This window comes from Bacillus sp. GZB (genome assembly GCF_001975995.1).
GTDB lineage: Bacteria > Bacillota > Bacilli > Bacillales > Bacillaceae > Bacillus > Bacillus velezensis.
This window is the reverse complement of the sequence record NZ_MTQG01000016.1, coordinates 931,598-955,072: the sequence shown is the minus strand read 5'-3', so window position 1 is coordinate 955,072 and position 23,475 is coordinate 931,598. Positions and strand designations below refer to the sequence as shown.

The 23,475-nt window shown below is 44.2% G+C and carries 25 protein-coding genes; 17 read left to right on the top strand and 8 right to left on the bottom strand.

The annotated features are described in order from the left end of the window. Positions 1-201 precede the first annotated feature (201 nt). Together BXO87_RS10645 and BXO87_RS10640 are read right to left on the bottom strand one after the other, a co-directional pair. Positions 202-1,068 (bottom strand): DUF1259 domain-containing protein, encoded by an 867-nt coding sequence (locus tag BXO87_RS10645; RefSeq protein WP_076851329.1) that lies wholly within the window; start codon positions 1,066-1,068, stop codon positions 202-204. A 353-nt stretch (positions 1,069-1,421) separates the two neighbouring features. Then, positions 1,422-1,853, bottom strand: a complete 432-nt coding sequence (locus BXO87_RS10640) for a GNAT family N-acetyltransferase (RefSeq protein ID WP_047936364.1) — start codon at positions 1,851-1,853, stop codon at positions 1,422-1,424. 120 nt (positions 1,854-1,973) lie between these two features. On the opposite strand from BXO87_RS10640, the gene BXO87_RS10635 reads away from it, so the two are divergent. The 7 genes from BXO87_RS10635 to BXO87_RS10600 all read left to right on the top strand — a co-directional run bounded on the left by BXO87_RS10635 (position 1,974) and on the right by BXO87_RS10600 (position 7,207). Then, a complete protein-coding gene (locus tag BXO87_RS10635) occupies positions 1,974-2,426 on the top strand; it encodes a MarR family winged helix-turn-helix transcriptional regulator (protein WP_007615031.1) in 453 nt (150 codons plus the stop codon). Positions 2,427-2,593: 167 nt separating this feature from the next. Beyond that, positions 2,594-3,472, top strand: a complete 879-nt coding sequence (locus tag BXO87_RS10630; protein ID WP_038460578.1) for a YitT family protein — start codon at positions 2,594-2,596, stop codon at positions 3,470-3,472. A 138-nt stretch (positions 3,473-3,610) separates the two neighbouring features. Continuing rightward, positions 3,611-4,045 (top strand): MarR family winged helix-turn-helix transcriptional regulator, encoded by a 435-nt coding sequence (locus BXO87_RS10625; protein WP_007409877.1) that lies wholly within the window; start codon positions 3,611-3,613, stop codon positions 4,043-4,045. A gap of 13 nt (positions 4,046-4,058) precedes the next feature. Further along, positions 4,059-4,697: a nitroreductase family protein gene (locus BXO87_RS10620; RefSeq protein WP_004393039.1), complete on the top strand. Its 639-nt coding sequence runs from the start codon at positions 4,059-4,061 to the stop codon at positions 4,695-4,697. 30 nt (positions 4,698-4,727) lie between these two features. Beyond that, the gene (locus tag BXO87_RS10615; RefSeq protein ID WP_038460576.1) at positions 4,728-5,096 is read left to right on the top strand and encodes a DUF1304 domain-containing protein; all 369 of its coding nucleotides are present in this window, start codon (positions 4,728-4,730) and stop codon (positions 5,094-5,096) included. Between the two features lie 333 nt (positions 5,097-5,429). Next, a complete protein-coding gene (locus BXO87_RS10605; RefSeq protein WP_076851328.1) occupies positions 5,430-6,647 on the top strand; it encodes an MFS transporter in 1,218 nt (405 codons plus the stop codon). Positions 6,648-6,697: 50 nt separating this feature from the next. Then, entirely contained in the window at positions 6,698-7,207 is a 510-nt protein-coding gene (locus BXO87_RS10600) for a DinB family protein (protein WP_012118912.1), read from the top strand. Between the two features lie 73 nt (positions 7,208-7,280). On the opposite strand, the gene BXO87_RS10595 is transcribed toward BXO87_RS10600, so the two are convergent. The 5 genes from BXO87_RS10595 to BXO87_RS10575 form a co-directional block, all read right to left on the bottom strand. Then, the gene (locus BXO87_RS10595) at positions 7,281-7,943 is read right to left on the bottom strand and encodes a GntR family transcriptional regulator (RefSeq protein WP_038460565.1); all 663 of its coding nucleotides are present in this window, start codon (positions 7,941-7,943) and stop codon (positions 7,281-7,283) included. A gap of 79 nt (positions 7,944-8,022) precedes the next feature. Beyond that, complete coding sequence (locus tag BXO87_RS10590; protein ID WP_038460562.1) at positions 8,023-9,567, bottom strand: glycoside hydrolase family 32 protein; 1,545 nt, start codon at positions 9,565-9,567, stop codon at positions 8,023-8,025. A gap of 73 nt (positions 9,568-9,640) precedes the next feature. Beyond that, complete coding sequence (locus tag BXO87_RS10585; RefSeq protein ID WP_032875393.1) at positions 9,641-11,062, bottom strand: glycoside hydrolase family 68 protein; 1,422 nt, start codon at positions 11,060-11,062, stop codon at positions 9,641-9,643. Positions 11,063-11,409: 347 nt separating this feature from the next. Next, complete coding sequence (locus BXO87_RS10580; protein WP_007615014.1) at positions 11,410-12,327, bottom strand: DMT family transporter; 918 nt, start codon at positions 12,325-12,327, stop codon at positions 11,410-11,412. A 180-nt stretch (positions 12,328-12,507) separates the two neighbouring features. Next, positions 12,508-13,437: a manganese-dependent inorganic pyrophosphatase gene (locus BXO87_RS10575; RefSeq protein WP_038460560.1), complete on the bottom strand. Its 930-nt coding sequence runs from the start codon at positions 13,435-13,437 to the stop codon at positions 12,508-12,510. A 206-nt stretch (positions 13,438-13,643) separates the two neighbouring features. Here BXO87_RS10575 and BXO87_RS10570 point away from each other — a divergent pair, with 206 nt between their 5' ends. Continuing rightward, positions 13,644-14,015 (top strand): winged helix-turn-helix transcriptional regulator, encoded by a 372-nt coding sequence (locus tag BXO87_RS10570; protein WP_007615010.1) that lies wholly within the window; start codon positions 13,644-13,646, stop codon positions 14,013-14,015. A 36-nt stretch (positions 14,016-14,051) separates the two neighbouring features. Here the strand turns inward: BXO87_RS10570 and BXO87_RS10565 are convergent, their stop codons facing one another. Beyond that, positions 14,052-14,537 (bottom strand): spore coat protein, encoded by a 486-nt coding sequence (locus tag BXO87_RS10565; RefSeq protein ID WP_038460556.1) that lies wholly within the window; start codon positions 14,535-14,537, stop codon positions 14,052-14,054. Between the two features lie 133 nt (positions 14,538-14,670). Here BXO87_RS10565 and BXO87_RS20540 point away from each other — a divergent pair, with 133 nt between their 5' ends. The 9 genes from BXO87_RS20540 (at position 14,671) to BXO87_RS10525 (ending at position 23,463) form a co-directional block, all read left to right on the top strand. Continuing rightward, complete coding sequence (locus tag BXO87_RS20540; RefSeq protein ID WP_004393059.1) at positions 14,671-14,823, top strand: hypothetical protein; 153 nt, start codon at positions 14,671-14,673, stop codon at positions 14,821-14,823. A 243-nt stretch (positions 14,824-15,066) separates the two neighbouring features. Beyond that, positions 15,067-16,002 carry a YybS family protein gene (locus tag BXO87_RS10560; protein WP_038460553.1) on the top strand — a complete coding sequence of 312 codons (936 nt, stop codon included), beginning with the start codon at positions 15,067-15,069 and terminating at the stop codon, positions 16,000-16,002. A 30-nt stretch (positions 16,003-16,032) separates the two neighbouring features. Then, complete coding sequence (locus BXO87_RS10555; RefSeq protein WP_038460551.1) at positions 16,033-18,012, top strand: DHH family phosphoesterase; 1,980 nt, start codon at positions 16,033-16,035, stop codon at positions 18,010-18,012. After that, entirely contained in the window at positions 18,009-18,458 is a 450-nt protein-coding gene (gene rplI, locus BXO87_RS10550; protein ID WP_004393063.1) for a 50S ribosomal protein L9, read from the top strand. The genes BXO87_RS10555 and rplI overlap by 4 nt, the downstream gene beginning before the upstream one ends. Before the next feature lie 6 nt (positions 18,459-18,464). Then, a complete protein-coding gene (locus tag BXO87_RS10545) occupies positions 18,465-19,163 on the top strand; it encodes a kinase (protein WP_079891823.1) in 699 nt (232 codons plus the stop codon). Between the two features lie 87 nt (positions 19,164-19,250). Continuing rightward, entirely contained in the window at positions 19,251-19,907 is a 657-nt protein-coding gene (locus BXO87_RS10540) for a PIG-L deacetylase family protein (protein WP_004393067.1), read from the top strand. Next, positions 19,904-21,238, top strand: coding sequence for a glycosyltransferase family 4 protein (locus BXO87_RS10535; RefSeq protein WP_038460549.1), 1,335 nt, complete (start codon positions 19,904-19,906; stop codon positions 21,236-21,238). The genes BXO87_RS10540 and BXO87_RS10535 overlap by 4 nt, the downstream gene beginning before the upstream one ends. Next, a complete protein-coding gene (locus BXO87_RS10530; protein WP_038460547.1) occupies positions 21,228-22,415 on the top strand; it encodes a carboxylate--amine ligase in 1,188 nt (395 codons plus the stop codon). Before BXO87_RS10535 ends, BXO87_RS10530 begins: the two co-directional genes overlap by 11 nt. Next, entirely contained in the window at positions 22,408-23,463 is a 1,056-nt protein-coding gene (locus BXO87_RS10525; protein ID WP_038460545.1) for a phosphotransferase, read from the top strand. The genes BXO87_RS10530 and BXO87_RS10525 overlap by 8 nt, the downstream gene beginning before the upstream one ends. Positions 23,464-23,475 lie beyond the last annotated feature (12 nt).

Below are 23,475 nucleotides of genomic sequence, written 5' to 3'. Positions count from 1 at the left end.
AGAGCTTGGGGAATGCGGGATGAATTAGTATAAACTCATCAATAGAATATACACAAAACGACAGCCTATAAGGCTGTTTTTTAATAGTCTCGCTTATCATAAAAAAGTCTGTGCCAGGCCTATATATGGTCTCTTTTTTGTTTTCGGTTGATCATATGTAAAAGCGATTATTTTAATCGCTTTTTAATACTTAGAAACATGCTAACCTTCGACCTCTTTATCAGTAAGCACTTTTAAAGCATCTCTCACTTTTAAGGCGAAGTTGACAGGTTTATCAATCGATTCGAAATGAATATACATCAGTCTCGGTTTATCAAACAGCCAGTGATTGTGAAGTGACGTTACAGTCAGATCATGTTTCCGAAGGACGCTGATAAATGGATTGATTTCTTTTTGCAGAATGACAGTTTCTCCGCTGCAAAGAGCACGGCCGTCTTTTGTCATTGATTCAAATGAAAACATTTGCGGAATGAGCAAGAATGATCTTCCGGGCCGTCCAAGTACTACAGGTTTTATATTCGTTCGTGATCTCATTACTGTACAAATTCCATTTTCAAACGTATGCATGGTTCCGCCTAGAATATCGTTGAACTCGTCACAAAGACCATGCCGTTCAATCATTTCCCCGTCAGTTTTTGGTACCGCACGCACAGTTTTAGTAGTTAGAACCCTCAGGGCCTCTCTCACTTTTCTTGCAAAATTGAGAGGTTTATCAATTGATTCAAAATGCATAAACATCAGGCGCGGTTTATCAAACAGCCAATGGTTATGAACGGCAGTTACGATGATACCGAATTTGCGCAGCTCACTCATTAACGGGTTCACTTCTTCTTGCAGTAAAACAGTCTCACCTAAACATAAAGCTCTGCCTTCCCGATCCATGCTTTCAAATGAAAAGGCCTGAGGAATAAAAGGAAATGCCTCGGCTCTTCTTCCGAGTACCACCGGATGAATGTTGCTTCGAAATCTTGTCGCCGTACATACGCCGTTTACGACACTGGGCGTTGAATTGAGAATTCTAGCAAATTCTTTGCAGAGCCGTGATGGCTCCATACTCGTTTCTTCCACTTCATATCTCCTCCTGGAATCTATTTATAACGTACGTAGTATTAAAGATATGTGAAGATAGAAAAAATGTAACGCGTCAGCAGTCCATATTAGAGAGAATCAGCCTTCCTTGTATAATTTGAGATTTTCTTCCCTTTTTATAATCTCTTTAACTGTTAATTTTTAATAGATTAAAAGCTTAAATTGGTAGTTTTATTCCAGCTTTAATTTTTTTGTGGCGGCCATTTGTGACAAGCACCGGCTGAGCACACATCCCTTTTAATTTGAGTTTCAGGCTAAGAAAAAAAGCCTTTATACAAGGCTTTCGGTAAATAATTCATATACAGCCGTTTGGCTGCTCATTCAGTGACAGCTCACAGCTCTTTTGTCATCAAGACATGCGGGATGCCGTCTTCCATAAATTCCGGTGAATCTGTCTGATAGCCCAGTTTGTGATAAAAGCCTTCCGCATGTGTTTGTCCATGCAGTTTACATTGGGTGATGCCTTTTTCTTTTACCATGTTTTCTAATTCGCTTATGATGACTTTGCCCAACCCGTATTTGCGATAAGGCTTCAGGATGCAGATTCGTTCGAGCTTGCCTGTATGGTTTACAATGCGGACGCGTCCTGTGCCGGCAGGCTGATTTTCATGATAAACCAAGACATGCCCGCACTGTTCCTGAAGCGTATCGAACTGATCAAATTCATCGGATTCAGGTACTTGCTGTTCCTCAATGAATACTGCTTTTCTAATCTCAAGCGCTGCTTGCAAATCAATTTCCGTTGTTATTCTTTTTATCCTCATGATCAATCAATCCTTTTCACATATTAGTCTGGACTGCACGGCTTGCTTGTGGTCTTATAGAAGTAACGATAAAACAATTATATTGCATATGCAACAAAAACATGAAGGGTTTGAAAAGATATGACTGATATTTTGCGGGAAATCGGCATGATCGCACGGGCACTGGATTCCATCAGCAATATTGAATTTAAGGAATTAGACTTAACAAAAGGACAGTATCTCTACCTTGTGCGTATATGTGAAAACCCGGGAGTGATACAGGAAAAAGTGGCGGAAATGATTAAAGTCGACCGAACAACAGCGGCGAGGGCAATCAAAAAACTGGAAATACAAGGGTTTATTGAAAAGCGTCCTGATGATCAAAATAAAAAAATAAAAAAGCTGTTTCCGACTGAAAAAGGGAGAAAGGTTTATCCGTTATTGCAAAGAGAAGGAGAGCATTCTGCGGAGGTAGCCCTGTCCGGCTTTACATCTGAGGAAAAAGAAACCATTTTCAGCCTTCTTCAGCGGGTGAGAAAAAATATAGAACATGATTGGGAATATGTGAAGAAGGGGAATAAAAGAGATTATTGATGGTTATTAATTCCTTTTTGTGAATGATTAAAGTCATAAATGGATACGTTATCTGTGAAATCTCCTTCCTCGGTTCCTGCTTCAACTAGCCGATAGGCTTATTTTTAACGAAAAGTATCAATTATGGTATATTTAAATAAGAAAAAATAATTGAAGCGGGGAATGATATGAGTACAATCGAAAAACAAAGACGTAAGAAAATCAGAGCGAAATCAATCGTACGGGCCATCATGGTCATCATCGGCGGAATTATTGCCGCGTATGGACTGGAAACCGTATTGATTCCGAATAGTGTATCTGACGGCGGTGTAACCGGACTCAGCATTGTCTGTTCACAGCTGTTTCATTTGCCTCTTGGGATCTTAATTGCGGTGATCAATATACCGTTTGTCTGGTTAGGATATAAGCAAATCGGGAAAGGTTTTGCGTTTCTATCAATTATCGGTATTGTCTCACTTGCCGCGGGCACGAGTTTTTTCCACCACACACCGGCTATCATCGAGGGAGACACCCTGTTAATCACCGTTGTCGGCGGGATTATTCTCGGCTTTGGAATGGGATTGGCATTGCGCAACGGCGGCGCATTAGATGGAATTGATATGCTGGCTGTGCTTCTGTCACGGAAATTGCCGTTTGGCACGAGCGACCTCATTTTATTTTTAAACATGTTTGTGTTTATTTTTGTTTCTTTTGTATTCGGGCTGCAAGGCGGATTGCTTTCCGTCATTGCTTACTACATTGCATCTAAGGTGATTCATGTGGTTGAGGAAGGCTTAAGCGGTTCTAAAACATTTCAGATTATCACCAATGAGCCTGCATTAATGGTAGAGACCATTCGTGAAGAATTGGGCCGGAGCGCTACTTATAAAGAAGCATACGGCGGTTTTTCTCATGAAAAATTCCAAGAAATCACATGTGTCATCAACCGTTTGGAAGAAACCAAACTGAAAGAAATTATTAATGACATTGATAAACAAGCCTTTGTGACGGTATATGATGTCGCAGAAGTAAAAGGCAGTAATTTCAGAAAAGTCCATAATCATTAAGAAGCGAGCTGCCGTTAATCGGCAGCTTTTTTTAAAAAAGGAGAAAAAACTTGCAAAATTAGAATGGCAGCTGTATATTATTGATATGTCAAACGTTGACTAGTCAATTAATTGCGCAAAAGAAAGTGGGGATGGGTTTTGACAGCATGTTGTTCAGAGGAAGGCGAGATTTTATATCAGCTCCAATCACTGCATAAAGTGATCGGCACGAAGTTTGAAGCGTGCACCGGAATCAGCCAATCCCGCCTTGAGCTTCTCGCCGTGCTTTTTTACGTCGATGAGATCAGCCAAAGCGATCTTCAGAAAAAGGTGAATATTGATGGCGCAGCCGTGACAAGACACTTGAAACAGCTTGAAGCCAAAGAAATGGTCACAAGAAGGCGGAAGCCCGAGGACAACCGAATTATACTTGTCCGGCTTACTGAACAGGGGCGGGAGAGAATTGAGGCTTCCAAAAAGGAGAAGGAGCGTTTCATAAAGGAAATGCTTGCCGGTGTCAGCGAGGAAGAACGCAGTATGTTAAAAAACGTATTGTCACAGATGCAGAATAATATAGAAAATATGAAAGCATAGGAGTGTTTTACACATGAAAACAGAACTGAAAACAAACGACTTTATGGACATTATGAAAGGCCGCCGTTCCATTCGGAATTACGATCCGGCTGTTAAAATCAGCAAAGAAGAAATGACTCAAATCCTGGAAGAAGCAACGACAGCGCCGTCTTCAGTCAACGCGCAGCCGTGGCGTTTTCTCGTCATTGACAGCCCTGAAGGAAAAGAAAAACTCGCGCCGCTTGCCAGCTTTAACCAAACACAAGTCAGCACATCATCTGCGGTGATCGCGGTTTTCGCAGATATGAACAGTGATGACTATTTAGAAGAAATTTATTCAAAAGCGGTCGAACTGGGCTACATGCCGCAGGAAGTAAAAGACAGACAAATCGCTGCGTTGACGGCGCATTTTGAAAAACTTCCGGAGCAAGTGAACCGTGAAACGATTCTGATTGACGGAGGACTCGTTTCCATGCAGCTGATGCTTACGGCACGCGCGCACGGCTATGACACAAACCCGATCGGCGGCTACGATAAAGAAAAGATTGCCGAGGTTTTCGGAATGGATAAAGAGCGTTATGTACCGGTCATGCTGTTATCAATCGGAAAAGCGGCAGACGAAGGATATGCTTCCTACCGTCTTCCTATCGAAACAATCGCACAATGGAAATAAGGTTGAAGTGAAGCTGAGAGGAGAGGGACAGTGGACATGATTGCGGCTGTTTTCGTCGGAATTGTAGCTTTAGAACATATATTTATCATGATACTTGAAATGTTTTTTTTCAATTCGAAGGCAGCTAAGCGGTCCTTCAAATTGCCGAAGCATTTAGAAGGTGATCGGAATGTAGCGGTCATGTTTGCAAATCAGGGTCTGTATAATGGATTTCTGGCTGCCGGCCTCATTTGGGGGCTGATCCTCGGAGCTGATCCGATTGGCCATATGATTCAAATGTTTTTCGTCATCTGCGTGGTCATCGCGGCCATTTTCGGAGGCTTTACTTCAAACAAATCAATTATCGTAAAACAAGGACTTCCGGCTGTTTTAGCGCTTATTTTTCTTTTATTGGCGTAGGCAGAACGGAGTGAGGGCTTCCGGAATGGGAGCCCTCTTTTTTTATTCTGTGTTGAAAATCATTCCTGATATGTATCACTATAGATCGGGTGACGTATGGATTGGCATCAGATTCATTATTTTCAGACAGTGGCGCAATATTGCAGTCGCTTGGAATGAGTATGATTCCGGATGTGATCAGCTCGTTTCAACACATATATCTTCATGTCAATTTTCAGTTGACCCAAGCGTCAAATCAGCTGCCGCTCCGACTCCATGTCAATCTGTTTTTTAAAAAAAGCTGATCGGCAAATATGGTATGATTTACATAATCAGGGAGTGAGGTTGCAGAGGATGAATATGAAGAGGGCGTATTATGCTATTTTATACAGCCAGACCGCTATCAACTTGGGGTTCTCACTTTATACGATGGCTGTCATCTTGTTTTTGTTTACAAAAACCGGTTCGACGGCGATGGCCTCTCTTATGACGTTCGTCAGCATTGTATGTCGCGTATTGGGCAGCGCCGTTTTGCCGCTGGTCACCGGCCGGTTCACGCTTCGGTCTTTGTTAATCGGTTCTCAATTGATTCAGATCACACTGTTAGTCTGTTTGTTTTTTGTCATCCAAACCGGTTCATCCGCATTCTTTTTTCTGATGTTTTGTCTGATCGGAGGCATTTCTTTTTGCAACGGATGGTTTGCTCCGATAAAAAGCGCACTGATTGGGGAAATCATTCCTCCTGATCGAAGGGCGAAAGCGAACGGTTTATTATCTGCGGCGGATCAGACCGTTCAGTTTGCGGGGTGGTCTCTGGGCGGCGTCATCATAGCGTTCTTGGGAGAGAGCGATACAATGATCGTCACTGTCATGTTATTGGTTTCTTCGGTGTTGGGCATCATTCTGTTTCTTCAAGTACGCATGTGTGCGCCGGCAGCAGTCAGGGAACGTTCCCTTTTTGCAGATGCGGCAAGCGGCTGGGTGTATTTATTTCAGCAAAAACAGCTCAGGGTTCTCATTGTGATGGATGTGATCGAATCGTGGGCAGGCATGATATGGATCGGTTCTGTGTCCTTGACTTATGTGCATGACGTCCTTCATAAAGGAGAGGCTTGGTGGGGGTATGTCAACGGAGTCTATTATGCAGGGACGATGATCGGCGGACTGATCATCTATAAGTTATCCGGCAAGTTTCAGCATCATCTCATTCCGCTTATGCTGACGGGAGCCTTGGCATATGGAATGTTCACGTTTATTTACGGGCTGATCACAAGCGCCGTTACCGCCCTTTTTCTGGTGCTGTGCATGGGGCCGGCTTGTGTATTACGAGATCTCACGCAGGAAACATTCCTTCAAAACATCACGACCGAAAAGACACGGGTCAATATATTAGCGGCGAGATCAGCTTTAGTTCAGTTCATTTTTATGTTTTCCATTATCGGAACGGGGGTTATCTCGGATGTATTCGGCGTGCGGTTTATTTATATTGGCGCAGGCCTCCTCTTATTAATTTCGGCTTTTATCGGATTTTCTCAGCTGCGAATGAAGAAGATGGTACAAAGCCGCATGTAGTGTAGTATAATTAGGAACGTACGTTCTATATCGAGAGAGGAGAGGGTAATGTGGGACATCTGGCACTGCAATTGTATGATTATCATCTTTGGGCAAATCAGCAAATATTCACCCGGCTTAAAGAGCTTCCGGAGGATGTGTACCGTAAGGAGATTCAAAGTGTCTTTCCGTCGATAGCCGGTGTATTGACTCATGTGTATCTGTCGGATAAGGGGTGGTTTGATGTGTTCTCCGGAGAGCGTCTGGAGGATACGCTGAAATCAGCTGAACAGCAAAAAGAGGACATCTTGTCTAAAGAGATAGAAGAGCTGGAAGATATGTTTTTGGAATTATCAGATCGATATCAATTATTTTTGCAAAAGGAAGAAAATATCAGTCTCCCTCTTGAAATAGAGCATCCGTCAGGTGACATCATGAAAACCGCAGCAGCCGATATGATCCTCCATGTTGTGAACCACGGAACGTACCATCGCGGGAATATAACAGCCATGCTCAGACAGATGGGGTATGCTTCTGTGCCGACGGATTACGGTATGTATTTATATATAAACAAAAAGTAAACAAGACAGCCAACGCGGCTGTCTTGTGATATCCGTAAAAAAGCCAAATCATATGATTTGGCTTTTTCATTTGCTATGCCATGTTCTGCAGCCGTTCTAAACTGTTTTTCCAATTCGCTTCAAGCGCTGTAAAAGCAGCGGCGGCATCTTGCTGTTCTAATGCGTGAATGATATCAGAGTGTTCATTATATGATCTGTTTAAAGCGCCGTTTTCACTGAAATAGCGGATTTCCATTCTCTGAATTTTGACTTTCAGGCTTACAAGCAATTTGTGAAGTTCGGCGTTGTCCGCAAGCAGAATGATGCGATGATGAAATGCATTGTCCGCTTCCAGGATGGCCGGTTTATCGCCGTCTTTCATTGTTTGAAGAAGATTTTCATTCAGCTGTTTCAATTCCTGAATCACGGCATCGTCCATACGCGGGAGGGCTTGCTGCAATGCGAGTTTTTCAAGCGTCCAGACGATGGAATACAAGTTTTCCGCTTCTTTTAACTCAATCGGAGCGACAAGCGTCCATCTGTTCGCTTTTGTTATCACCAAGCCGTCATCTTCCAGCCGCAATAAGGCTTCCCGTATCGGGGTGCGGCTGATTCCCAATGTTTCCGACAAATCCTTGTCCTTTAACTTTGTTTCCGGTTTGAGCTTGCCCGTTATGATCCAGTCTCTGAGTGTGCGATACACTTCGTCCCGCATGATGGTTCTTTTCAGCACAGGTTCTTTGTTTTGATTATCCAATGGAACACCTCATGAATCGTAGTATACATATTTGCATTTTACCACAGTCCGGGCGCTGGTTAGAAATGAAGAGGGACGTCTAAGAATGAATCGAACCGAGATGCTTCATCTCAATATGCTGAAAGTCAGCGGAGCCGTCTTCAGAAAAGAGCGTGATTCCCTGATCTTCGTGTTTTGGGAACACTTCATTTGTCAAAACGGTTTTTCCGTCGTCTGCAAATACTTCAATACTTGTTTTGTCCACGAGAATTTTCAGGTGGACGCGCCCTTTGTTTCCGTCAAATGGGGCTTTGCTTTCGGCGTATGCGCCGGTTTTATCAGGCTGGTCTGTAAACGATCTGTTCACATAGGCATAGCCGTCTTCTGCTGAAATACCGACATCAATATGCCGACTTTGGTCTGCGGATTCTCTGAGTCTGACGCCTGCATTTTTGATATCTGACCAAGCGATATCCATATCAAGCTGATATGTATCACCTTTGATCGGCAGTGTCTCTGAACCGTTCACCTGTTTATGTTCTATGCTGTCAGTTGAAGATGTTAATTGGTTCAATGCTTCAACCGGCTCTGACACAAGGCTGTATGTACCGCCGTCCTGCTGCTGAAGGCGGATTTCACGGACGATAGAATCCGTGCCGTTAAAGCCGTTTTTTAGTGTCGGTGTTTCATTCGGATAAGCCCAATTGTTCATCCATGCCAGCGCATAGCGTTTTGTCAGCGGATCTTCGCTATTACCGTCTTCAAATGTGACGCCGCCGTACCAGTCAAAGCCGTAATCGAGCCATTGCGGTTCTTCTTGATCGGCGGTAAATTCCTTCCCGTCAAAGTTTCCGGTCCAATACGCGTACGTATTCGGTTTGCCTGCGGGTTTGCCGTTTGCGCTTACGCCCAGAACCCACTTGGCTGTTCCGTCATCTGCACGCATCATATAAAGGTCGGGGCATTCGACGAGGCCGATCTGCTGAGTGATAAAACCGCCCGTGTATGTCCAATTTTTTAAATCGGGTGATTCATAAAAACCGATTTTTTCGCCTTCGGCCATGGCCATCACCCATTTGTCATCCTGTTCATCCCAGATCACTTTCGGGTCCCGGAAATCCTTAGTTCCCGGATTTTTCATCACGGGCTGATCACTATAGGAAGTAAACGTTTTTCCTTTATCCGTGCTGTACCATAAATATTGTTCCTGGGCTTTTGTTTTGGCTGTCGGCTGCGTTGTGACGGCGACCAGCGCGTTTTTGCCGAAGCCCGCGGTGTTGTGTTTATCAATGACGACAGAACCGGACCATATATCGCCGTTTTCGTTGGTGTATTTCGGAATAGCCGTGCCTTCGTCCGTCCAGTGCACCAAGTCCTCTGATACGGCGTGCCGCCATTCTGTGCCGTTGCCGTTCGGGTAATCCCGATTATAAAGATAGTAGTAATGATATTTCCCCTCGAAAAAAATGGGCTTTTGAGGGTCGTTTTTCCATTTGTCCGGGGTCGTAAAATGATACGCCGCCCGGTAATCTTTCTTATGCTCCGTGTTTGTGTCAGAGGAATTGTGGCTTTTGTGCGGCAGTAAGCCGACAAACAGGAACGCACCCAAAAAGATCAATATTACAATGGGCCATTTTCGTGCCATGATTGAATTCACCATCTTGTTTAGAAATAAAAGAAAATGCCAATGAAGTATCGGCATTTTCTTTTTGTTGTTATTAGTTGTTAACCGTAAGCTGTCCTTGTTCAAGGATGCTGTTTTTAACAACGGATGTTTTCTTGTTTTTGATGTTCAATAAGAAGCTTGGCGCAAATGTTGCCTTTTTATCCTCAAAGAAGCCTCTGTTTGTCATGTAGCTTGTGATCACGACATTGTTGCCTTTGGCTTGCGGCACTGCGAAGTGAGAGTAAGTGAATGTTACATCGTTAGGATCAAGACCCATTTGCAGTACAAGACCAGTTTTGTTCAGCGGCTTGTAAGGACCTGTTAAAGAGTTTGATACATAACCAAGCATGTAAATATCGTTTGAGTTAATACCGTCGATCGTCATTTTTGAACCGCGTGAATCAGTGAACAGGTACCATTTGCCGTTCATTTTGAAAACATTCGCGCGCTCGATTTCATCAGTTACCGTGTTTGAAGTGATCAGCGGCTTCATGACTTTTTTCAATGTGTAGTCATTGTTTAATTCTACGATACCGAGGGCGCCGTTCGCTAATTCAGCATCGCGTTTTTTAGCACTTTGCTGAAGCTTCTGACTTTCTTTACGGAAGAAGTTTGTGCTGCCGCCGTAGTATGCTTTGTTAAATAAAGATTCTTCGCCTTGGTATCCGTTATCTGTTCCCGTGTTGGCTTCGAATACAAGGTATTTATGGCCTTTGTCTTCAACGTAGTGAGGGTCTCTCAGCGTATGGTTGTCGCCGGATGTATAGTTCCCTTCATCGATAAACTGCTGAACGTTTTGGTATGTTTTTCCGTCACCGTCAAAAATCGTTTTATGATCTTCCACTCCGTTGATCTTGAGCGTGTCATCAGATTTTGACACATTTACCTGCGCCGTTGTCAGGCTTTGTTTGCCGTAATGTGTACCGGAAAAGTCAGTGTAGAATAAACGGATTTTTCCGTCAGATGTAAAAGTTGCAGAACCGGACCATTCTTGTGTCTGTTCTTTCAGGATTTCATCGTTGGCGTCGAACTTATCGCTGTCTTTAAAGACACGGCCCGCGTTTTTCCAGCTGTCGATCGAGTTGTCGCCGACTTTTTGATAAAACATGTAGATGGATGTGTCATCAGCGTCTTTCGGGCTTCCGGCAAGAGCAAACACGACGTGATAGCCGTTGTATTCAGCTACTGTTCCGTCAGCGTTTTGGAGCGGCCAGCTGTCCCACACATCCAGTCCTTTTGCGGACTCGATATTTTTAATTGTTGATTGGTCGAATTGAGGCACTTGGTATTTTTCACTTTGCTGCTGTTTAGGGATCTGCAGCATATCATGGCGTGTGATGTGAGAGACGCCGTACGTTTCTTTGTAAGGTTTTTGGGTATTTTCTTTCGCGAAGGCTTGAGTCGCTCCTCCTGCCAGAAGTGCAGTCGTAAAAGTTAGAACTGTGGCTCGTTTTGCAAATTTTTTGATGTTCATGTTCATTTCTCCTTTTGTATGTACCTTTTTTTGCGATCTGCCGATTCGATCCTCCTGCATTCATGGATGGCAGGTTTGTTACAGAAAAAAAGACCTAAAATATGTAAGGGGTGACGCCAAAGAATACACTTTGCCCTTAACACATTTTAGGTCTTGCCTGCTTTATCAGTAACAATCCTGCATGATTTACTTGTCGACATCATTCTATTAGACTCTGATTCTATTGACAACTGGTCTATTTTCCTCTTTTGGATGATAGTAAAATGAAAAAAGGCCTTTTAATATATGGGTAATTGAGACTAAGGGGTGCTCTGGGCCTAGGAAAAAACCTCTCTAAAAAAGAGAGGTTATTTTTTCTTGATAGATAATAAAGCGATGGTGGCTAAAATCAGCAAAGTACCCAGCCATTCTGATATTCCGAAGGGAACATGCAGCCAGATAACAGCTAAAAAAGCTGCCGACAGCGGCTCTGCACAGGCGAGCAGGCTGGTTTCAGAGGCACTCAGATATTTCAGGCTTTCCAAGTAGCAATAAAAAGCGATGAGCGTTCCGAAAATGATGATAAACACAATCGCGGCGTATGCCGGCAAGGACCACTCGCCTTCAAATTTCCAGGGCGGGCGGATCAAGCTGAGGGCGGCCCCGCCGATCAGCATGCCCCATCCGACAATAATGGCCGATCCCCATTTCTTCAGCAGACGATGCGGCTGAAGGGTGTAAAACGCCAATGCAAACGCCGAACTGATGCCCCAAAAGACGGCCAGACCGGATATGGACAGGCTTCCGACATTCCCGTGCGTGACCAAAATGAATGTGCCGGCAACCGCCAATAAGACGGCCAGAAGCTCTTTTGCTGAAGGAATTCTCTTTGCGCGAATCGCTAAAAAGCATGTAATGATCGCTGGCCCTAAATACTGAAGAACGGTAGCAGCGGCCGCGTTGCCGTACTCAATTGCCGCGAAGTAGGTGTATTGAACGCCTAACATTCCGAAAATCCCGAATAAAAGAAGGGGAATTCTGTCCTGTCTGTCTTTCCAAACAGCCCATATCCGCCCTTTTTCTTTACGGTACGCGATGCCGAGCAGAAGCGCCCCTGACACCAGAAGGCGCACCGAAGTCAGCCATTCTGTATTAAAATGGCGGTGCTGAAACAGATACTGGGCAACCGTTCCCGAGACCCCCCATAAGATAGCTCCTGTCAGCACAAGCCAAATGCCTGTTGTTCGTGAATAAGAAAGAGCAGCGTGTTTTTCCAGGATAGACACCCCCGATTCTGATGTTGCGACATTAACTTACAATAATTAGAAAATGACGTCTTGCATGTGATATATTATATATTACATATTAGTTTTCGTCAAAATGATTTTTGGAGAAAGCGCTTACGAACGGCTGTCTGATGAATGAGCAATAAAAAAACACCCCGGCGGGTTTCCGGGGTGTTTTGGTTATTCTGAAATCGCGTCTGTTAAAACAGGAACGACTTGTTTCTTTCTGGATACGACGCCTTTTAAAAGAGCCGTGTTGTTTTCTAAAGTCACGTTGAATGCTTTTTCCACTTTTGACGCTTGATCACCGATGGCAAGCGCAAGGGAATCGTTTTCCAGAATATCCGTAATCACGAGAAGGAACAGGTCAAGGTTCTTCTCGGCAATTACTTTTGAAAGAGCCGCTTCTAATTCCGGCTGCCGCTTTTTAACATCTTCAATATCAACTGTGTTGACTTGGGCGATTTCGACTTTTTTGCTGCCGAGCGTGAACTCTTTCGCATCAAGAGAAATCAGTTCTTCCACAGTTTTTTTGCTTAAGTCGGCGCCCGCTTTCAGCATGTTTAAGCCGTACTCTTCCGCATCTACGCCGGCAATTTCAGCAAGCTCTTTTGCCGCTGCGATATCTTGCTCCGTGCAAGTCGGAGATTTAAATAACAGAGAGTCGGAAATGATTGCTGACAGCATGAGGCCCGCAATTTCTTTCTCGATTTTCACGTTATTTTCTTTGTACATTTTGTTTAAGATCGTAGCCGTACAGCCGACCGGCTCAGCACGGTAGTAAAGAGGTTCCGCTGTTTCGAAGTTGGCGATACGGTGGTGGTCGATAACTTCAAGAACCTGAACGTCTTCGATATCCTTGATGCTTTGCTGGCGTTCATTGTGGTCAACAAGGATGACGCCGTTTACTTCGTTTGCGGCTGTTTCCACCAAACGCGGGCTTTCCTGTTTGAAATAATCAAGCGCGTATTGTGTTTCGCCGTTGACTTGTCCAAGGCGGACGGGCTCAGCATTGAAGCCGAGTTTATTTTTTAGATCAGCGTAGGCAATGGCAGAGCAAATGGTATCTGTGTCTGGGTTTTGATGTCCGAAAATAAGAATTTTTTCCATAATAACTCCTTGTCCTTTTTTGTAGTGTAAACAATCTTTTTATAGTTTAACACGTCTTGAGGAGGGTGTAATCTTCAAAACCTTAAAAATTGATGTGAAAAAGAAGCATTTTTGTTGAGAGGTGGGAAGGATTGCGAGTAAAATACTGGGTAAGTCAGATGCTAATCAGCATATAGTATCAAAAAAGGTACTATGGAGGATGAAAAATGAACATATATCCGAATAAAGAAGGTTGTCCGGTTGAACTGACGCTTTCCGTTATCGGCGGAAAGTGGAAGGGTATTTTGTTTTATCATATGATCGGCGGAAAAAAGCGGTTTAATGAGTTTCGGCGCATTTGCCCCAGCATTACGCAGCGTATGCTGACGCTTCAGCTTCGCGAGCTTGAGGCGGACGGCATCGTGCATCGCGAGGTATATCAGCAGGTGCCTCCAAAGGTGGAGTATTCTCTTACCGAATTCGGCAGGTCGCTGGAACCGATCGTTTTGCAAATGAAGAAATGGGGAGATGCCAACCGGGAGTTTCTCGAGGCATACCGGGAAAAAACGTCTCCTCAAGATCAGTCCGCTCAAAAATAAGAAGCAGCAAAGGATTAAATTCCTTGCTGCTTTTTTTTATTTCATCGCGATGGCCTTTCTGGCGTTGCGCACGTCATTCTTCAGCAATTCGCTCAGGTTGTAAGCCGGATATTGACCGCGTTCTTCCATATACTCAAAGACCATTTGATGCCACTTGATGGCCGCGTTTAAGTGCTTGACGAAAACGTGTCTTAATTGAGGTGTGGCCGTCTCTGTAATGGCTCCGGCGTAATTGCGGACAGATGTTTTGGCCAGGGTGAGCAGGCCGCCGCTGTAAAAGGAGGAATCAGCGCGCTCTTCTGTTTCATCTTCACGAAAAGCGGGAGCTTCAGGGAAGAAAGGAAGCAGTTCACGCAGATTTTGTTCCAGCGAATGGATGGAAAATCTGTAAAGCTGTTTTAATCTGGCATCGCTTACGTCCCGCTCTGTTCTTTTTAATTTCACAAGTCCGTTTGCCTGGAAAGCTACTAACTCATGCAGTTCTAACGTTTCATGCCATGCTAATGTTCTCCGCTCAGTCATGGTGTAAGAATCTCCTTTATCCTTCATTTTCACTTTCAGCATATGCCCCGGTCCCGATGTTGTTCCTGATGTTTTGAAGTTTCCAGAAAGGGAAAATCAATCTAAAGGAAATACGAAATAGAGGTGAAACTATATGTGGGACATGATAAAGAACTTCTTCCTTTTCAGCAGCGGTGTTTTGCAGGCGACCACTCTCTTACTTATCGTTATCGTCTTGTTATATGTACGAAAAACCAAAAAGAAAAACAGAGATACTTCTGGTTTCATGGATGATCAGGATCACTGATACAACGGGCATTCTTTCACTGGGATGTCCGTTTGTCTGTTTTCATGTTTCACATGGAACATTGAGGCTGTCCGCGCTCATTTTACTTGCGATTTCGACTTATGTTAAAATATATACGTGTATTTTGGAGAGTTTATGGAAAATTCAGGTCTTGAAAGAGACATTGCGGCGTCAAAAGAGCAGTCGTCTAAGCTGCTCTTTTCTATTCGTATGTTCGAATGATACAAGGTTTGAGGTGAGTAAGTGAAAAATACAAGGGCTCTAATAGAAGGCGCCATTTTGATCAGTATTTTTGCAATCATTTCCCTTTTGGTCGTGTACCTCCCTTTACTGGGGGCAATTCTTCTCTTTGCTTTGCCGCTGCCGATCATTCTTTACACCATTCGGCACGGTCTGAAGCCCGGGGTATGGATGGGGCTTGCCAGCCTTCCTGTCAGCTTTATTGTAAGTTCGTTTACCGGGCTTACAGGCGCTTTTACGGCGGCCTGTACGGGAATCGCCATGGGATATTATTTTAAAAAGAAACAGCCCGGCTATGCGGTTGCTGCCGGCGCTATGGCGTATGTGTTGTGCGGCGTCGTTTTTTTTGTGGTCAGCATCGTGTTCCTTAACATGAATGTGGTTGATACCACCATGTCCCAGCTTCGGGAGTCGCTGTCTGTGGCTGATACCATGTCAAAACAGCTCGGTTACGGAGACCAGTTCGGGAAGCAGATCAAGCTGATGGAAAGTCAGCTGAGCACGGTTCAATATCTTTTTCCGGCAGTGCTCGTATTGACCGGCATCGTTTTTTCTTTCCTCAGTTATGCTATGGCAAGGCCGCTTTTACGGCGATTTTCCCCTGATCTTCCGAAGATGAAGCCTTTTAGAGAGCTCAAACTCCCGCAAAGCGTTGTCATTCTGTATTTTATTGTGACGATATTAGGGTTTCTGCCTTTAGAAAAAGGGCATATGCTGTATTCGGTTTCATTGAATGGGGGATTTATTCTCAGCTTGCTGATTTGTATTCAAGGATTAGCGTTTATTTTTTTCTATTGCCGCGAAATGGAGATGCCGAAAGCCGTTCCTGTATTAGCAATTGTGCTGGGGGTGCTTTTTCCGCTCATCTTGTCCGTGTATCTCCTCTTAGGCATCATTGACATAGGCTTTAACATAAGAAATAAGGTGACGCGAAATTGAGTGTGACTTACAGGTGGGGAGTTGATAGAAATGCCTAGTTTTTATGAAAAACCGTTGTTTCGGTATCCCATCTATGCATTGATTGCATTGTCAATCATCATAATCCTCATCAGCATTTACTTTAACTGGCTGATAGGAGCCATCGGCGTTGTGCTGCTCGCCGTGATCTTGTTTTTCATTAAGCGTGCGGATTCTCTGATCAGAAAAGAAATTGACGATTATATCTCCACGTTATCGTATAGATTGAAAAAAGTAGGCGAAGAGGCATTAATGGAAATGCCTATCGGGATTATGCTGTTTAATGATCAATATTACATTGAGTGGGCGAATCCGTTTTTGTCTTCCTGTTTTAATGAAAGCACGCTCGTCGGACGCTCGCTGTATGACACATGCGAGGCCGTCGTGCCGCTGATCAAGCAGGAGGTCGATTCGGAAACGATCACCTTGAATGAGCGGAAGTTTAAAGTAGTGATTAAAAGAGATGAGCGCCTGCTTTATTTCTTTGATGTGACAGAACAGATTCAGATTGAAAAGCAGTACGAAAATGAGAGAACCGTGCTGGCATATATCTTCTTAGATAACTATGATGACGTCACACAGGGGCTGGACGACCAAACGAGAAGCACGATGAACAGCCAGGTCACCTCATTATTAAATGCGTGGGCGCAGGAGTACGGTATTTTTCTGAAACGGACGTCCTCGGAGCGGTTTATCGCGGTGTTAAATGAACACATTTTAACGGAGCTTGAAAACGCGAAATTTTCAATTTTGGATGAAATCCGAGAAAAAACATCCGTTCACACTGTATCTTTGACCCTCAGCATCGGGATCGGCGCATCGGTTTCTTCCTTGAAGGAGCTTGGAGATCTGGCGCAGTCCAGCCTCGATTTGGCTCTCGGCCGCGGAGGCGACCAAGTGGCGATCAAAATGCCGAACGGCAAGGTGAAATTTTACGGCGGCAAAACGAATCCGATGGAGAAGCGCACAAGGGTGCGCGCCCGGGTGATTTCTCACGCGCTCAAGGAAATTGTCTCAGAAAGCAGCAATGTCATTATTATGGGGCACAAATTTCCTGATATGGACGCAGTCGGAGCCGCAATCGGAATATTGAAGGTGGCGCAGGCCAACGGCAAAGAAGGCTACATCGTCATTGATCCGAACCAGATCGGATCAAGCGTTCAGCGCCTGATTGAAGAAATTAAAAAATACGAAGAGCTGTGGTCGCGGTTCATCACGCCGGAAGAGGCGATGGAAATTTCAAATGACGACACGCTGCTTGTCGTCGTTGATACACATAAACCATCCCTTGTGATGGAAGAGCGTCTCGTGAACAAAATCGAGCACATCGTTGTGATTGACCACCACCGCAGAGGCGAGGAATTTATTAAAGACCCGCTGCTCGTTTATATGGAGCCATACGCTTCATCCACCGCAGAACTCGTGACGGAGCTGCTTGAATACCAGCCGAAGCGGCTCAAAATCAATATGATTGAAGCGACGGCCCTGTTAGCTGGTATAATAGTGGATACGAAGAGCTTTTCCCTTCGCACGGGCTCGCGGACGTTCGACGCCGCTTCTTATTTGAGAGCGAAAGGCGCAGATACGGTTCTGGTGCAGAAAGTTCTCAAAGAATCCGTCGGTTCTTATATCAAGCGGGCGAAGCTGATCCAGCATACGTCTCTTTATAAAGAACATATCGCGATTGCTTCTCTTCCTGAGAACGAAGAGGAGTACTTTGACCAGGTGCTGATTGCGCAGGCGGCTGATTCCCTCTTATCGATGAGTGAAGTGGAAGCTTCATTTGCGGTAGCCAGACGGGATGAGCATACGGTGTGCATCAGTGCGAGATCGCTGGGCGAGGTCAATGTGCAGATTATTATGGAGGCGCTGGATGGCGGAGGGCATTTAACCAATGCGGCAACCCAGTTATCGGGCATTTCTGTCTCAGAAGCGCTCGTCCAGCTGAAGGAAGCCATTGATGAATATTTTGAGGGAGGCGTTCAGAGATGAAGGTTATTTTCTTACAAGATGTAAAAGGTAAAGGAAAAAAAGGCGAAATGAAAAACGTAGCAGACGGTTATGCACATAACTTTCTCATTAAAAAAGGCCTCGCTGTCGAAGCAAATGCGACAAACATCAGCGCATTGAAAGGACAGAAAGAAAAAGAGAAAAAAGAAGCGATTGCCGAGCTTGAAAGAGCGAAAGATTTGAAAGAAACGCTTGAACAGCTGACTGTTGAGCTGAGTGCCAAATCCGGTGAAGGCGGCCGTCTATTCGGATCTGTCACAAGCAAACAAATTGCAGAAGCGCTGCAAAAAACGCATAAGATTAAAGTGGATAAACGGAAACTGGAGCTCCAAGACGGTATCCGCACACTGGGATATACAAACGTTCCTGTAAAGCTGCACCCTGAAGTTCAGGCTGTGCTGAAGGTTCACGTAAAAGAAGAAGCGTAATACACAATGAAAAACCCGCCGATCCGGCGGGTTTTTTTCATGTCAGCAGACGGTGCAGCGCAAGAAAATGATGAGATTGTTTCATTTCCGATCATCACCAGAGTGCATATTATATTACATCATAACGAAGGATGTGTCGGTATGAAACGATTTTTTTCTGAAACATATTTTAATAATCCGGAGAATAAAAAGGCGCTGGAGCATTATCCGCTGATCGGAGACGGAAAAGACGGGGAAGTCTACCGCTTAACACACGACAAATGCGTAAAATACTTCTTTGAAAAAGGGACATGCAAGAAGGAATTGGCGGCTTTAAAGACCGGACAAGGTTCCCCGGTGATTCCAAGACTGTATGAATACGGAGATCGTTATATTGTGATGGAATATGTCCAAGGCACCTCTCTTGCCCGCCATATCAGAAAAGAAAAATCCCTGTCCGTCAAACTGACTGCTGATATTTTAAATATGCTGGATGAATTAAAAAGAATCGGTTTTACCAGATGGGATGCCGAAATCAGGCACATTCTGATTAACGAACACGGAAATCTTAAAGTCATCGACCATAAAAGAGCTTTTTCCGCCATTACCCGGTTTCCCGTAAAACTATTAAAAGGACTGGACAAATACGGCTTGGCGGATGAGTTTTTGAACACTATAAAAAAATTAAATCCGTCACGTTACCTGGAATGGCAGCCGCACATGTAAGTTTCTGAAAATCCGCATATGTAAGTTTCCTTTTTTTAGGGTCGTCATATGATATTTGTAACATTTGTTTGGTGGAGTGTGGAAAAAATGGCAGAATACATTATGGTTATCGGCGCTCATCCCGATGATGAACTTTTGGGAGCAGCGGGCACCATAAAACGGCTGATCAATGAAGGATATAAAGTGATTTCCATTATTACGGCATTAGGAAGAAAAGAAGAAGCTCATCATATTAAACAATTAGGCGAACGCGCGAATCAAGAGCTTGGAATTGAGAAAGTCATCTTTTTGGAGCATACGAATTTAGAGCTGGAATGTATCCCGCTTCATAAGCTTGTCAAAGAATTAGAGCAGCTCATTCGCGTCTATCAGCCTGATAAAATCTTTACACATCATTACGGCGATATCAATATGGACCACCAGAGAACATTCCAAGCAGTTTTAACAGCCGCCAGACCGCTTCCGAATCAAAAGCCTATCGAACTGCTTACGTTCGAAACGCTATCTTCAAGCGAGTGGGAGAGGAATACGGCTGATAAACTCTTCAAACCTAATTACTTCGTTAACATCACAGACACAATGGATGCTAAACTCGCGGCGCTTCACCACTATGACGTAGAAATGAGGGATTACCCTCATCCCCGTTCATATGAAGGCGTTAAACATTTAGGAAGAGTCAGAGGGATGACGGCGGGTGTGGAATACGCTGAAGCTTTTGAAGTCGTGCGGAGGATCTGGAAATGATCAAGACATTTTCCGTCCCGTATCCGTATATGGTTCAGACGCTTGACCGCTACTACGGGGTCAAAACGCGCCCTCAAAAAAAGGCGGCAGTAAAGACACAGTTGAAACATGAACATCATATTCCGCGGTTATACAGGAAAAAAAAGAAGTTATCCATTTTGATTGCCACGTTTTGGGACTACCCGCACACGGGCGGTTTATCAAACTATATTAAAACGCTTAGTGAAGGCCTGAAGAAGAGGGGGCATAAGGTGGATGTCATCTCCCCTAATCTGTTTCCGTCCGCACAGGTAAAAGAACTGCGGGCGGCTGTTGTTCCGAAGTTAAAAGATTTCTTTAAGGACAGATATGGGGATTATAACAATCATATTTTGAAAAATAATAGGCTGATGTTTATATACGAGCAAATGCTTCAAAAGATTCATTTGGAAAAATATGATGTGTTTCATGCTCAAGATTTATTTACAGCCAACATATTAGGCAGGTTCAATCAAATCTATAAGAAACCTTTATTTTTCACACCGCATGGCATGTTTACTTTCAACAGACTTAAATTTCACATCTTTAAAAAAGGATCGGTAGAAGAGTTTTATTATAAAAAACTAGAGATGAAAGCCATTGAATACGCAGATCGCCTGATTATTATCAGCGATACGTTCCGCAGCCCGCTCATGAAGCTCGGAGCCGAACAGGAAGACATGGCAACGGTGATCACAGGAATCGATTACGATGCAAAAACAGGCGGGAAAAGAAAAACCCCGATACCGAAAAATAAGCTCATCATCTCGTGTATTGCAAGATTAGGCCCGAGAAAAGGTCACAAATATTTACTGGACGCACTTTCGAGAATTCCATCTGATGTACTCGAACATGTTGAAGTGCTGATCGCTGGCGACGGAGAGATGAGGAGCGCCTTAGAGGAACAGGCTCGAAAACTGAATCTATCTATGGTTTCCTTTTTAGGAAAAAGAGATGATGTTCCCGCTATTTTGAATATGACGGACATATTCGTACTGCCGACCATTAATGATAGCCTGCCCATCTCGATTATTGAAGCGATGTTCAGCGGCTCGGCTATCATCGCGACCGATTGCGGGGGTATTCCGGATCTGATCCGCCATAACAAAACGGGGCTTATTGTCGAGCCGGGAAATGCAAAGGTTCTTGCCCGGGCTTTAGCGTTTTTTATCACTAACAAATCTGCGCGGAAGATAGCTGCTTCAAACGCAAAGGCCTACGCGGAGAAATATTTAAGCAGTGAGACGATGATAAAAAATATCGAATCGATTTATCAAAATACCAACAGCTCGGAGGGAGATCATGAAACATGAACATGCAGCCGTTGTACTTGATTTCAGTGCAAACGGGATTGGGATCATTCGCAGTCTGGCCCGAAGAGGAATCGATGTTTACGCGTTTGACACGGAGGGACCTTATCGTATCGGAAAATCAAGGTTGGCAGATTGCGGGATATGTCCCAGCCCTTTAACACAAGAGGAAGAACTGCTGACATTTCTGACTGATTTCGGGAAGCGATTCCAAGCAAAGCCGGTTCTGTACGCAGGATCTGATGATTATGCGGGATTTATATCTAAATTCCGCGAGACATTAGCCGGTTTTTTTTTATTTTTGCTCCCGAGCCACTCTCTGTTAGAAACGGTTTTAGATAAAAGCAAAGCATATGAATTAGCGGTCAAGCATAACATCCCCTGCCCGAAAACCTTTTTTCCGAACAACCAGGATGAGCTGGAAGAGGCCATCGCCAATATTGACTTCCCGTGTATTTTAAAACCGGTGGCCGGCCATGAATACAGAAAAAAAGTAAACAAAAAAGCAATTGTAATGAAGGATGCCGCACAATTGCGCAAGGAGTTCAGCTCCTACAGAGAAAATGGAGAACTGCTCGTGCAGGAGATCATCCCCGGAGACAACCAGTGTTTTTATAAAGTCGCCACTTTTTATGATGACCAAATGAAATTAATGGGCTTATTCTCTCTGCAAAAGAACCATCAATTCCCTGCAGATTTTGGCGCGGGGGCCCACGTCGTCAGCAAACGGCTTCCTGATTTAATCGAGAAGACCCTGCCGTTTTTTGAAGCGATTCAGCTGAAGGGAGTAGGCATGGCGGAATTTAAAAAGGATCCCCGGGACAATGTTTACAAGTTTATCGAAATTAATCCGCGCTTTTGGCTCAGCCATAGCCTGACAGAACCGGCAGGCGTTCACTTCGTTTACATGTACTATCTGTATTTGACCGGACAACATGTGAAGCCCCAGCTCGAACAAAAAGACGGAATCAACTGGATTTATGAGGTGCGTTATTTCTTAACGTTTTTGAAGAAACGAAAAAGAGGAGAAATGACGTTCCGGGATTTTTGGAAAGGGTGTAAAGGAAAAAAAGCGTACGCTCTTTTTGCTTGGAATGACCCGATGCCATTTATCAGAAACACTTGGTCTCATCTCAAAAACAGCTGGAAACGGAAGCGGAAGGAAGATCGGCATGTATGAAAAGGATCTTTTGTATGGCGCATTTCAAAAACTGAGAATTGACGAAAAACTGTCGTATTCGTTCGGTGAAAGGGCCGCGGTGAATCCGGATGACATCACGTGCCTGAAATCGACGGACAGAAGCGCCATTTATAAACTGTCTGTAAAGAAAAAATCCGGCACTGTTCCGCTGATATTGAAAGTATATAAATCTTCCCGTGAAAAAAATAAGGTCGAGATTAATATATACGGGAAAGCCCGTTCTGTTTTAGGGGATTTGCTGCCGGACATCTATCATATAGAAGAAAGTGACCATGAAACGTGGATATTTATGGAGTTTGTCAGCCAGATCAGGGGACAGCTTACATTTCACCCGAAGCATTTCAAGTATATTATTCCGTCTGTCGCAGAACTGCACAGCCGCACCTTTGAAAACAAGACTATTTCTGACGGTAAATGGCGGTCGTGGCTGCCGGTATACGAATCGGAAACCATGAGAAAAGGGCGTAAAAAGCAGATCAAAAAGACAGCGGAATTTTTGGATAGAGCGCTTAAAGATGAGCGTACAAAAGATATCGTGAAGCCTCATTATCGGCAAATCACAAACTTGCTTGAGCAGGAGGAGCCGGATTTTTTCCCTGAATTGATACAAAACGGCTCAGCCATCACACACGGTGATCTTCATATGCAGAATATCTGCACCCACGATGCGTCCGGACATGAACCGTGGGATATTCAATTCATCGATTGGGAATCCGCAAAATACGCGCCGGTTTGGTTTGATATGACAGTGCTGGTCGAAATTCTGCTTGGCTTCAGAAAAGATTGGAGCCGGCACGCAGAAGATATTCGGACGTATTGCGTAAAAGTGTATACGAAAGAAATGAAAAAGCGGGGCATTCATTTTCAGACCCCTCCTATGACGCTTTATAAAATGGCTTATTTGCAGAGAACACTTGAGAAAGGGCTTCATACCCAATTGCGGAGAATCTTCGACAATCGGGGAGGGGAACTGCTGCCGTATCATGTTGACAAAGTGTCAAAATGGGGACGGGAATTAGGATTATAAGTTTGAGAGAGG